This window comes from Bartonella sp. OT172YNZD, from assembly GCF_042193725.1.
GTDB lineage: Bacteria > Pseudomonadota > Alphaproteobacteria > Rhizobiales > Rhizobiaceae > Bartonella > Bartonella grahamii_A.
The window spans coordinates 146,351-159,257 of the sequence record NZ_JBHILZ010000001.1 but is presented as its reverse complement, the minus strand read 5'-3'; the positions used below and the strand labels follow the sequence as shown (position 1 = coordinate 159,257).

The 12,907-nt window shown below is 35.4% G+C and carries 8 protein-coding genes; 1 reads left to right on the top strand and 7 read right to left on the bottom strand.

The features are described from left to right. Positions 1-115 precede the first annotated feature (115 nt). Positions 116-439 carry a thioredoxin gene (gene trxA / locus ACFIJS_RS00585; RefSeq protein ID WP_375648841.1) on the top strand — a complete coding sequence of 108 codons (324 nt, stop codon included), beginning with the start codon at positions 116-118 and terminating at the stop codon, positions 437-439. 743 nt (positions 440-1,182) lie between these two features. Here trxA and tsaE read toward each other — a convergent pair. The 7 genes from tsaE to ACFIJS_RS00550 form a co-directional block, all read right to left on the bottom strand. Then, positions 1,183-1,653 carry a tRNA (adenosine(37)-N6)-threonylcarbamoyltransferase complex ATPase subunit type 1 TsaE gene (gene tsaE, locus ACFIJS_RS00580; protein ID WP_375648838.1) on the bottom strand — a complete coding sequence of 157 codons (471 nt, stop codon included), beginning with the start codon at positions 1,651-1,653 and terminating at the stop codon, positions 1,183-1,185. Between the two features lie 50 nt (positions 1,654-1,703). Further along, on the bottom strand, positions 1,704-4,169 hold the full coding sequence (locus tag ACFIJS_RS00575; RefSeq protein ID WP_375648836.1) for an ATP-binding protein: 2,466 nt from the start codon (positions 4,167-4,169) through the stop codon (positions 1,704-1,706). A gap of 33 nt (positions 4,170-4,202) precedes the next feature. Next, positions 4,203-5,600: an adenosylhomocysteinase gene (gene ahcY, locus ACFIJS_RS00570; RefSeq protein WP_375648833.1), complete on the bottom strand. Its 1,398-nt coding sequence runs from the start codon at positions 5,598-5,600 to the stop codon at positions 4,203-4,205. A 573-nt stretch (positions 5,601-6,173) separates the two neighbouring features. Further along, entirely contained in the window at positions 6,174-7,172 is a 999-nt protein-coding gene (locus ACFIJS_RS00565) for a complex I NDUFA9 subunit family protein (protein ID WP_375648831.1), read from the bottom strand. A gap of 42 nt (positions 7,173-7,214) precedes the next feature. Continuing rightward, the gene (locus ACFIJS_RS00560; RefSeq protein ID WP_375648829.1) at positions 7,215-8,534 is read right to left on the bottom strand and encodes a bifunctional folylpolyglutamate synthase/dihydrofolate synthase; all 1,320 of its coding nucleotides are present in this window, start codon (positions 8,532-8,534) and stop codon (positions 7,215-7,217) included. 4 nt (positions 8,535-8,538) lie between these two features. Next, positions 8,539-9,459, bottom strand: a complete 921-nt coding sequence (gene accD, locus ACFIJS_RS00555; RefSeq protein ID WP_375648826.1) for an acetyl-CoA carboxylase, carboxyltransferase subunit beta — start codon at positions 9,457-9,459, stop codon at positions 8,539-8,541. A 991-nt stretch (positions 9,460-10,450) separates the two neighbouring features. After that, entirely contained in the window at positions 10,451-11,170 is a 720-nt protein-coding gene (locus tag ACFIJS_RS00550) for a sulfate transporter family protein (protein ID WP_375648824.1), read from the bottom strand. Positions 11,171-12,907 lie beyond the last annotated feature (1,737 nt).

The following is a 12,907-nucleotide window of genomic DNA, read 5'->3' as shown; positions in this document are numbered from 1 at the left end:
AACACAATGCACAATCTCTGGTGTAAAAAAGTCCTTTAATAATTTATCTTTGCAATAACTTGATATGAATTGTTATCATACCAATCTATAAAAAGTGAATATAAAGGATAAATCAATGACGTGTATAAAAGTTGATAAGGACAATTTCGAGAGTGAAGTTCTAACCTCTTCCACCCCTGTTGTGGTGGATTTTTGGGCAGAATGGTGTGGCCCTTGCAAAATGATTGCTCCAATTTTGGATGAAATTTCAATGGAAATGCAAAATCAAGTTAAAATTGCTAAGATAAATATTGATGAAAATCCGGAACTGGCTACCCAATACGGAGTACGTTCTATCCCTACATTATTAATGTTTAAAAATGGAAATATTTCATCAAATATGGTTGGCGCTACCTCTAAAGGACGTCTTTCTGAATGGATAAAAGATGGGCTTAGTTAATTCCACATATAATTACTATAAAGGAGAGAAGTTTTGTCTCTCCTTTTGACTTTTTTAAAACATTCTTTTTTGCAATATATTGTAATGAAAAAAAATAAAATAAAAATGTTAAATGAATTTAAGAATTCGTACTTTTATGCATGATTCAATTGACCATTTTTTATAAAAAAATTACCCTGTATGAAGAATATAGGCAATTCTTTCCTTATATGCGCGTCAAAAATATTGGGTGAATGATAATTTCATAAAGGTATTTTCTTCTTAGATAAGACTATTCAGATAGATAGTGCTTTCAACACATAAAAAGGCATATCAATCTAGCAATAAGGAGATTTTAAGCAAAAACTTTGCAAATTACTTTTCTGAAGTTCACAATTTTTAAGCAGAAAGAAGCAAGCAATTCACTACAGGTTATATAATGCTTTTCCAAAGGGTTACAACCTCAATTTAAAATTCTCTTAGACTATTCTCTAGAATCAAAAGACTTTTTTCGAAGCCTTTAACAAAAATATGAAAGGCAAAAAACATTCTCTAAAATAAATTGATAAATTCCTATAAATTAATGGATGTCCTTTGCAATTTATGTCATTGTTATATAAAAGAGTCAGTATTTCGTCTCATCTTTATGGTTATCGCATCATGAGGAGCTTTTTTATCTTGTTCATCATCTCAAATTTCATAGGTACGTACTGAGGTATTATCAATTAAAAAATGATGTTGTTCATGCTCATGTCGATGTTTTTTTAAAATGTACGAATTGCAAAAGACTGTTGCAAACGTTCAATGGAATTTTGTGCTGATCTAAGTGTTACATGACGCCCATGTTCTTTATAGTGTAAAGTGAGTGCAAAAGTGGCGAGCTCTAAAAGAGCGGTATTTCTTTCTGGCCATTCAACAAGTAGAATATTTTTCTCACGAGTTTCATGAAGCCCTAATTCATCAATTTCTTCTGCCATAGAAAGGCGATAAAGATCAGCATGAATAATTTCAAACTGTGGAAGTTGATAGCTTTGCACAAGAGTAAAAGTAGGGCTTGGAACATCCATAGTATTATCGTTCGCAAGTGTTTGGATGATTGTACGTGCAATAGTTGATTTTCCAGTTCCAAGATCTCCTTGAAGCGTTACAATATCCCCCGGCTTTAAAGAAAGGGTTAAATGTTGTGCAAAAAGCTTCGTTGCCTCTTCATTTTTAAGAAAAAAACTAAAATTCATTAAGAGTTCCATGAAATGGATGAAAAATTTTTGTTAAAATAAGATTGAAATTAAAAAATCTTATCTCCTTTGGGAAGTGGGAAAAAACATTTAACTGTTGTTCCTTTTCCAGAACCGGTAAGAATTTCAACATGTCCACCGTGTAGTTCAACGAAACTCTTCACAAGGGAAAGGCCAAGACCTGCTCCTGCACGCCCACCATGGTGTGAATAAGAAGAAAAACGTTTAAAAATACGATCAAGGACGTCTTCTGGGATGTCAGAGCCTTCATTGTGAACGCTAAAGACAATGTTATCATCTTGTTCATCTACGCAAAATTCAATAGTGCTCGCCTCTGTTGCGAAGTTAATAGCATTACTCAGCACATTCACAAAAATTTGATGCAAGCGTTTTTCGTCAGCAGAAATAGAATTTAAGGAAGGAGAAATTTGTTGTAAAAGCGTAATATGGCGTTCATTAAGACGATCTTCTATACGTGCTACTGCTTGTATCATAGCATCTGCAATATTAACCGATTTTATGTCCAACTCCATAATACCTGCATCAAGGGTAGCAAGATCAAGAATATCGTTAACAATATTTAAAAGAGTTCCTGATTCTGAATGAATATACCCAAGATATTCTTGTTGACGTTTATTGATAGAGCCGAAAATTTGATCACGTAAAATATCCGAAAATCCAATAATATTGGTGAGAGGTGTACGCAATTCATAGGAAACATGTTGGACAAATTCATTACGCAAACGATCAGCACTTTCTAATGCTTCATTTCTTTCTTGAAGAGCACGCGCAACATGGACAGTGTCCGTAACATTCACAAAAGTAAGCATCGTTTGTCCATCGGGAAGAGGAACCAGAGTATAGTCAATAATCATATCATTTTTAAGATCTATACGACCTGAATATGTTTCACGTTTTTCAGCAAAACCGGTAATGAATTTGGTAAATTGATCCCATTCTTGTCCTAAGGTTAAAGCTGAACAATGGCTTTGTAACTGTGTAATATGGGTCCCTTCTACCAGTAAATTATAAGGAAGCGACCACAATTTCGATAGGGCTGGATTCGATAAACGAAGGCGTCCATCAGTACCAAAAACGACCACGCCTTCGGAAAGTTTATCAAGTGTTTCACCTTGTATTTTAATAAGTGTATTATAACGACGTTCAAGATCAATTTTTTCTGTAAGGTTTTCGTAAAGCCAAGTGACACCTCCTTGTGGATGAGGGCTAGAAATAACACGCACGGTACGCCCATCTGGAAGATTCCAAATTTGTTGGTTAGATTCTGTTTGTCGATAGGCTTTAAAAAGTTCTTCTTTCCACGCGCGCCAATCGGGGTGTTCAGCAATGAGCCCTTTTTCACGTAGACGTTCAAGAAATAATGTATGGCTTGGTTCACTTTCTAAAAAGGAAGTCTCCAACGGCCATAAAATTTTAAAAGCATGATTACAGAATTTTAATTTTTGGTTTGTATCAAAAATGGCTACAGCTGTTGAAATTTTGTCAAGTGTTTCACAATGGCTTTGAAGAACATAACTTAATTCATGAGAAAGATTTTCATATGCGCTGTCATCACGCGCAAAAGCTGCCATCCCTTCGGCTGTTGTAATACGTGTGAGATGAAAACGATGTCGTTCTCCATCAATAACTGTGTGAACATGTTCTTGAAAAATTGTTTCTGTTTCATCTGTTTTGCGTTGTGTATTTTCATTGAAAAGATCCCCCACTTCATCACTGCCTTCACGAAAGTCTGTCATTTCTCTAAAGGCGCGATTGATAAAACAAACTTTTCCTTCACAATCTTTTATCCATACGGGCTCTTGAATAAGATCAAGAAGATTACGCTGCATTCTCAGTTCAGTAAGAAGGCGGGCGATATCTTTTTGTAAACGAGCATTTTCACTCTGTTGTTTTGAGATATCTTGAAAACGAGCAATAGCGACTGTTCCTGCGATGACGCCTGTAACTTGTAGCAGTACATTGTTTGTGGTGGTGATAGAAAGATCAAAAGGGTGACATTTACAACGTAGTTGAGTCAATGCATAATCAAGTTCTCGCAGAGAATTTTCTTCAACCCAGAGCTCAAAACGCTGAAAATCTTTCTGATCGATTCCTATTTTTTGCAATGCAGAAAGAGCACCAACGACACGGGGTAAGGTTGTTGGATTTTCCCAAATAAGAAGGAATTGCTCGGTTTCTTCCAGAAGCCATTCATAATATTTAAGTTTTTCAGAAAAATTTGCCTGAATTATCTTCAAAGGCTTCTGTGCAGTTTTTTTTGCACGCATAATAACAGCTAGACACGTGAGAAGTGAAGCACAAGAAATCCCTCCACACAGCGCTAAAAGCAGCCATGGACCATCTAGTAAAGTGAAGAGAAATGGTAAATAATCTTCCAATGACTGAGCAACAGCGCATGTTGGAGAAAAAAAGAAAAAAAGGCAAAATATATACGCATAGATTCGAATCATTTTTTGAGCTTTTTCTTTGGGGTTATAGTCACCAAAGCTGCGCACGACATCTTACCCTTTTTTAACCCAAGGAAATGTTTAGTAACGGTAATGGTTTGGTTTATAAGGTCCTTGTGGTGTGACTCCAATATAAGCGGCTTGTTCTTCTGATAAAACACTTAATTTTATTCCTAACCGATCAAGATGTAGACGTGCAACTTTTTCATCAAGATGTTTAGGCAAAACAGTGACTTCATTTGTATAGTGTTCTGAACGGGTAAAAAGTTCAATTTGCGCTAAAACTTGATTAGTAAACGAGGCTGACATGACAAAAGAAGGATGCCCAGTCGCATTCCCGAGGTTTAACAAACGCCCTTCAGAGAGCAAAATAATGCGTTTTCCATCGGGAAAGGTGATCATATCAACTTGTGGTTTAATATTTGTCCATGGCAAATTTCTAAGGGCTGCGACTTGGATTTCGTTATCAAAATGACCAATATTTCCAAGAATACACATATCCTTTACTTGTCGCATATGGTCTAAACGAACAACATCTTTATTGCCTGTTGTCGTGATGATAATATCAGCACTGGAAGCAGCATCATCCAAATTAACAACTTCATAGCCATCCATAGCTGCTTGAAGAGCGCAAATAGGATCAATTTCTGTTACTTTAACACGAGCTCCAGCACCAGAAAGAGATGCTGCTGAACCTTTTCCTACGTCACCATAACCACAGACAATGGCAGTTTTACCAGCGATCATCACGTCTGTTCCACGTCGAATACCATCGACCAATGATTCTTTACATCCATATTTATTATCAAACTTTGATTTAGTGACGCTATCATTGACATTAATAGCAGGAAAAGGCAAAAGCCCTTCTTTTTGTAACTGATAAAGACGGTTTACACCTGTTGTGGTTTCTTCGCTTACACCTTTAATTGCTGCGCGCTGTCGTGTAAAAAATCCTGGCGTTGCATCCATACGCTTTTGTATTTGTTTGAAAAAAATTTCTTCTTCTTCTGTTTTGGGATGCGATAGGATATCTTTATTTTGTTCTGCACGACTTCCCATTAAAATATAGTTTGTGGCATCAGCGCCATCATCTAAAATAAGATTGGAAGGATTACCATCTGGCCATTGGAAAATTGCATCTATATAAGTCCAATATTCTTCCAATGTTTCACCCTTAACGGCGAATACAGGAATACCAGTTTCGGCGATAGCTGCTGCTGCATGGTCTTGCGTAGAAAAAATATTGCTAGAGCTCCACCGTATATCGGCGCCAATCGCTTTTAATGTTTCAATTAAAACAGCTGTTTGAATTGTCATGTGCAATGAGCCAGAAATACGCGCTCCGCGCAAAGGTTGATTAGAGGAAAACTCCTTACGACAAGCCATCAAACCAGGCATCTCAGTTTCAGCAATATCAAGTTCTTTACGACCATAAGCGGCAAGTGCAATATCTTTGACAACAAAATCTTGAGCTGCCATTCTTTATTCCTTTAAAATAAGTTTTTCCAAGACGGTAGGAGAAATTAAAAAAAAATGCAAGACAAGAAGAGAACTTCTTTATGTGAAAAAGCTCTTTTAAAATCTCCAAAGAGAATACCTTTTAAATAATAAAAATTGTGCATTGCTTCACAGTTTTTATATCGATTTTTTATGGGATAATATCGAAAGTATTATACTCGTATTCTACTCACTTATGCGGTTGTTGAAAAAGGAAGAATTACTTTAATCTCATTATTAAGCTTTCTACCAAAATAATATAATGCAAAGTCATAGGTTATCATATTTATGAATAGGCAATTCAGAATCGGTTCTTTAGGATTCCAATGTTGCATCTGCTCTTGGATAAAGACAGTTTATAAGAAGTGCTTTTCTCCTGTTTTCAACGATTTTTATCAAAATACTATAGGTATACGATTAAACATTTTTTGTGATACTGAATAGAGCATTTAAAACGCAAAAACATTACTCTATTGAGCATTCTGATTTCAGAATCGCTAACAACGAGCTATAAATTATAAATCAAATAATAACTCAGTTTTGGAAAAATTTATTCTAGACGTGTAAGTTTTGGGAAAATTGACCATGTGGACGAAATCGCCAAAGATAACTTGGCAAGAATGCAGCCATTGCTCTGGGGGTAATTCCCGCACCTTCTAGAGTATATCCATTCTCTATAGCCTCTTTAGAAACAATGTTATCCATTTGCAAAAAACGTATCTGATTGGCTGTTACAAGTGTTGGTACAAAAGGCAATTTACCGATAGTTCCCAAAATTCCTCCAATCAATAGACCAGCAGAAAGAGGCATGGATAGGATTGTTTTTTTACGGTGAATAATTTTGAGTATATTTTCAAGAGTATTTTGAAAGGTGATAATCTGGGGACCACCAAGATCATAATTTTTTCCCCAAGCAACCTGTCCATCTAAAGCGCGCGCGATAAACTCAGCAACGTCACCAACATACACGGGTTGCAATTTGCTTTGCCCACCCCCAAAAAGAGGCATAATTGGTAAAAAACGTGACAAATCTGCTAAGGTGTTAAAGAAACAATCCTCTGGTCCAAAGATAACGGATGGACGGATAATAATTGCTTGAGGATGCTTGTTATGAACGATTTGTTCACCCATAAACTTAACACGTGCATAAAGACATGAAGCATTCTCGTTAGCCACAAGTGCTGACATATAGATGAGTGGAATAGCAGCTTGTGCTGTTAACTCAGCAACATTGTAAGCACCATCAATTTGTGTGTTTTTAAAATTCGATTGATTTGCTTGTTTTAAGCTACCAGGTAAAAACACTGCCGCATCAGCTCCAAGCAACGCGCGTGCAACAGAGGCACGATGCTTGATATCCGTTTTAAGCATTTGGGTTTGTCCTACTTCTCCTATTTGGAGCATGTAATAAGCTTTTTGTGGATAACGAACAGCGATACGAACGCGATATCCCCGCTTAGTCAAAGTTTCAACGACATGTCGTCCTACAAAACCAGATCCGCCAAAAACAGTAATAAGTTTAGGATGTTGATAAAGTGCACAATCAAGTTGCATGATTAAAAAGTCTATCTTTCAAAGCTTTAAAATAATCAATTTCTAGCATGGAGGTGTTTTATTGTCACGTAAAATATCGCCCGCAAGATAAAGGGAACCACTAATAAGGACAATTGCCTCTTTATATTCGGCTCTAATCTTATGCAAAGCATCTTGTAGATGTGCTTGTGGAGTAGCAAAGATTCCTGCTTTTTGCGCTGATTCAGCTAATTTTATTGGAGAGATACTGGCATTATTGTTAATCAGCGGTATCGTATATATTTTATCGACAAGGTTCGCTAAGGAACGAAAATAACCGACAGCATCTTTGGTATTGAGCATGCCAGCAATCATAATAATGGGACGATCTGTTTTTTTTCTCCATTGTGTAAGTTCTGCCGCAATAACTTTTCCAGCAGCAGGATTGTGACCACCGTCTAACCATAAATCAATATTAGGAGACAGTTGATCAACCAAATGTCCTTGGATAAGATGTTGCATCCGTGCGGGCCAATAGATATTTTTCAAAGCGTCATTTATGGTTTGTTCTGAAAGTTGAAAACCTGCTTGACAAACTGCTTCAAGAGATGCGCCAGCATTGGCAACTTGGTGGTCTCCAATAAGGTTAGGAAGTGAAAGATCCATGAGACCTTGATTGTTTTGAAAAACCATACGTCCATGTTCTTTATAACTTTGATAATCTTGATCAAATAGAGAATAAGGTGCTTTATTTTTATCGGCAAGGGGTATTAAAGTAGCAAGAGTTTCTTCATAATTTTGCTTCCCGATGACTACTGGAACATTTGGTTTGATAATTCCCCCCTTTTGAAAAGCGATTTGAGCAATTGTGTTTCCAAGAAAGTTCTCATGATCATAATCAATGGGCATAATAAGCGATACAGCTGGTTTGTTAATGACATTGGTAGCATCAAAACGCCCTCCCAACCCAACTTCTAAAATGACAACATCAGCTGGATGTGTACTAAACAGCATAAAGGCAGCGGCTGTAAAAATTTCAAAAATAGTAATCGGCTCTTGACGATTTACTTTTATAATTTCACGGATTGTCTCAGCCAATTGGTTTTCTGTAACAAGTTGACCACCTCCTTTTTGACCTAACCGGCAGCGTTCATTCCAGTTGACGAGATGAGGTGAGCTATAGACATGAACGCAGTATCCTGCATTTTCTAAAAGAGCACGGCAAATCGCTGAGGCAGATCCTTTGCCATTTGTTCCAGCGATGTGAATAATAGGGGCAAGTTTTAAATGTGGATTACCAAGACGCTCTAAAAGGTGAATAATACGCTCTAAAGAAAGATCAAATTTTTTCGGATAATTTTTTAGTAAATCATCCACCACCCTTTGTATCTGGTTTTGTTGCATAAATTTAAGCTGCTTTTGTTGTAGAAAGCGATGTTTGAGAGTCTGTTGGGGATGGATCGGAAGGGTTAAAAACAGCAGGGCGTTTCATCATCAAACGTAAAAGACGCGCAATTGTTGTTTTCATTTCTAAACGTGAGACAACCATATCAATCATACCATGTTCGAGCAGATATTCACTACTTTGAAAACCTTCTGGTAGGGTTTCGCGTATAGTTTGTTGAATCACACGTGGACCAGCAAAACCAATCATAGCGCCAGGTTCAGCAATGTGAATATCACCAAGCATGGCGTAAGAAGCAGTAACACCACCGGTGGTTGGATTAGTCAGCACAACAATATAGGGAAGTTTTTCTTCTTTCAACATTTCAATCGCTACGGTTGTACGAGGCATTTGCATCAACGAGAGTGTTCCTTCTTGCATGCGTGCGCCACCAGAAGCAGAAAAAAGAACTAACGGGCGCCTTTCGGCAATAGCAGTATCAAAAGCTTTAATAATAGCTTCTCCTGAAGCCATACCGAGTGATCCACCCATAAAGGCGAAATCTTGAACGGTTGCAATGATTGGTAAGCCTTCAATCGTACCACGTGCACTTAAAATATTATCATCAACACCAAGTTTAGAACGATAATCTTTTAACCGGTCAATATAGCGTTTTTCGTCACGAAATTTTAAAGGATCTGTTACAACTTTTGGATTTTCAAGAGCTGTATAAACACCATCATCAAAGAAATGCATGAGACGATTTTTAGCGCTGATACGCATATGATGGCCAGAATTGGGAGCTACAAATTGATTAGCTTCCAGATCTTTATGGAAGATCATTTCACCATTGGTAGGATCTTTAATCCATAGATTTTCTGGAATTTCACGGCGCCCCAATATAGAGTTAATTTTAGGACGAACATAATTTGTAATCCAGTTCATCTTTATAACCTTCCTTTAAATATTACACATCTTTCGCATGATTTGAAAGAATATGAACCTAAGCAGTCACATTTGCTTTACCGATGGAACAAAGGAGTCTATTTAATACTTTTATCAGTGTACGTATAGCTTGTTTTTTTAATTTTTAATTTTCCAATATCATAACAATCATATCTATGAAGAGTATACACTATAACAAATTTGTCGTAAGCTTAAGAACTTACATGTTTTTATTTTTTATTTTGGTATTAAAATTCACTCCTTGCGATGGTTAACAAACCCCTTATTTTTTAATAAAAATGAATATCCAATTAATCATTTGTATCAACGGCTTTGAAGAAAAGAAACCTTATAATATAAGGCGTTAATAAGGCTAAAATAATCCATTTAAGATAATGTACACGATAACACCATATTAGCGAAACGCTAACATCAGAGCAAGATTTTTTTCAAAAGGTTTCTTTAAAGCGCGCGCTTTTCACAATTAAAATAGAATACCCTCAAAAATGCTATTATATTACTCATTCATGTGCTTGTTTTACAAAGACATTTTTCAATAATCTCCAAAACTCTCTTATGACGGTTCTCAGAAGAGCATATACTCTCCATGAATGGTATAAAATACATTATGCTCTTCATTTTTACTGAAATAGAAGGTACAAATCGATACCATCATACTCTTTTCCAGTTTTAATTTGACGATAATGTTTGCATTGAGAGGATTCATAAAAGATATTTCACGCCTTTTTGAAAGTACTTTTATCCGCACACCATCTCCGTTTGTGACATATTAACAAACGATTTCAATTGATCCAATATGAATAGGATTAAAATGAGAAACCCTCATGATATTTAGGTTTTTCACTCATGTTGTGAAATGATAAGTTATCATTATAAATCAATATATTGCTTTAATAAAAGATAAAGCATAAAATTTTATATTATGCTTTCTTTGGCTAGCAAGTTTTATTAACCTTAAAGTCAAGGAATATTATTTTTGTGTAATGCGTGCCATGGTCTTTTGGGAAAGCATTTTGTGTAAATATGTCATAAAGGCGGCTGCAAAAAGCGGTGTTGCTAAGTTAAGAATTGGAATCGAAACAAAAAGCGCTATCAATAATCCTGCACCAAAAACTGTTGTGTAATGAGTATGTAAAAAAGCACGTGCATCTTGCTCTGTTCGAAAACGATAAGCAGCAAACAAGAAATATTCATGACCGAGCAAATAACCATTAATAACATAAAAAGCAATTAAATTAATACCTGGTATGAAGAATAAAATAAAAGCAATTCCATTACCAAGAAGGCTTAAAATAACAAATTTAAAGGAAATGATAAGAGAACGCTGAAACGGCAAAGCTTGTCCAATAGGCTCGTTTTGGTAATCCTCTTTTTCAATGATTTCAGCAGCAGAGTCAATGAAAAAACCACCAATCATAGCTGAGATCGGTGCAATCAAAAAAGCCGACAAAAGAGCCAAACCAAGATTAAAAATGATAAGCATGCTAAAACCAATCCATCCCGCCCAACTAGGGAATCCAGGAAGAAATTGAGCAATCCAGGGCCAAAAGTAAGACACAAAAAGTTGGTGCACACATAACCATAAAATGGTGAGAATGAAAAAAGTAACCCCCAATGCTTTCAGTATCATAATACGATATTGCGAGGTCAGAAGACGTTGTAAAGCACGATAAGCAGCAGTAAAAATCATAGATTAACAAACTAAGGAAAGAAGCAAAAAAAACAAGAAATATATTTAAAGTATGTACAGTGTAATTTTTTCTTTCTTTGAATTACAAGATTTTTTTCAAGAACATTATAAAAAACGGTTAAGGTTTCTTTGTTAAAAATAAAGTTTGAATAAATAGAAATTTTGATTTTTAAAAACAAAGAAGAATTTAAAAAGTAGCTGTTGTAGAAGAAATTTTTAGTATTTTTGTACATAGTGTAGATTATTGCGTTTATATGATATATGTAAAAAATTAAGGAATAAGAACTATTTGGGAGAAAAGTTGTTTACTTCTATTTATTCAGTAGAGTTATCTAACTTCGTTTATCTAAGTGTTTAATTGTTTTGCACAATTCCTAAAATTCTGTACTTTTCTACTATTTGGCGGCATGCTTTTGCCTCTCGCTTTCAAAAAAATATTGAGTTCAATGGAATAGGGGTAACGTAGTAGCTCCGTAGATATTCTAATTTTGGGCAACAGAATGATTAATATGATAGAAGTGGAAAAAATAAGCTTAGGCGATTGATCGTCGGATCCCATAGAAGAGCAGTTTTTTGAGAAGAAGCAAAGAAAGGGAGAAACCACGGATGCTTAAAAATGATAAGATTTTGAATTTTAAAAGCTATAAATGCAATGAAGTAAGCATTCATTGAAGCACTTTTCATACAAGTGGTGCACTGTATCAAATAATTTTTAGATAATAACACCACTAGTTTATCGAAGAGAATTGATCATTTTCAACTTGAACTAAGAATCCCAAATATAGAAATATTCTTTAATTTCAAAGACTCTATTCAACATCAAAAAATTATTTACGTACACATTATAGGCGAGACCAATGTATGGATACAAAGCTTTCAATAAAGGAATAAAAATGCTTCTCATGAAACATCACAATGTGAGGATATCATGGATAAAATTCTAGTTTTTGTGGTCTTGGTATTCTGGAGAGAGGACACACACATTTAATCTTAAAGACCGATCACTGAGAAAAATAATAAAGGCTTCAGTTTCATAAACTTATAGACAGTGGTGCAGCGAATTTTGTCTACACTCTTTATAAGCGTCAGTGTGAGATATGCTTCAAATTGCATTGAGATGTTATAATATCATTGATTTATACATTATTTTTCATAGCGAATAAGAGCTCAAAATAAAGTTTTCATATTTTCTCATTAGCTGCTCTCATCATGAAACAATCAAAATCATTTATTTGCATATCATAAATATGATCAATATGTGGATAAAAACATTGAAGAAAGAAAATGATTTTTATAAATTTTATCCATTACAAAAGCTTTGTCAAAATTGATGGTAGCCAAAATGAATGATAGCTTGTTTTTTTATAAGCTGGCGAGACAGTGGTGTAATAGATCCTACTTTTATGAAGGCTAGGGTGAGATAGGATTTTTTAAAAAAACATTTCCCAACGCTCATCATACCCATTTCGCAACAGCGTTTGTGAATGGTATATGGGTAAAGCTCTCGTGAATAATATAAAACTTATAGGGCATCACTAACTTTACGCTTAATAAAAAGAGCACGCTGGCACCATCATCCTCAGTGTTGTCCGAGACAAGCCCTTGGTTCTTGAGACGGTCCATTATAAGCGCTTTTAGTTCTTTCTGAAACGTTTTGTATTTATACAGTTATCCTTGTTTACAACGTGCAAGAAAATGATTTTTATTGATTCAACATGAGAGAGATTGGGAATGAGA

Excerpts from the sequence above, each read along its gene's own strand:
- accD (WP_375648826.1), bottom strand. The coding sequence starts at position 9,459 with ATGAACTGGATTACAAATTATGTTCGTCCTAAAATTAACTCTATATTG.
- ahcY (WP_375648833.1), bottom strand. The coding sequence starts at position 5,600 with ATGGCAGCTCAAGATTTTGTTGTCAAAGATATTGCACTTGCCGCTTAT.
- trxA (WP_375648841.1), top strand. The coding sequence starts at position 116 with ATGACGTGTATAAAAGTTGATAAGGACAATTTCGAGAGTGAAGTTCTA.
- ACFIJS_RS00550 (WP_375648824.1), bottom strand. The coding sequence starts at position 11,170 with ATGATTTTTACTGCTGCTTATCGTGCTTTACAACGTCTTCTGACCTCG.
- ACFIJS_RS00565 (WP_375648831.1), bottom strand. The coding sequence starts at position 7,172 with ATGCAACTTGATTGTGCACTTTATCAACATCCTAAACTTATTACTGTT.
- tsaE (WP_375648838.1), bottom strand. The coding sequence starts at position 1,653 with ATGAATTTTAGTTTTTTTCTTAAAAATGAAGAGGCAACGAAGCTTTTT.
- ACFIJS_RS00560 (WP_375648829.1), bottom strand. The coding sequence starts at position 8,534 with ATGCAACAAAACCAGATACAAAGGGTGGTGGATGATTTACTAAAAAAT.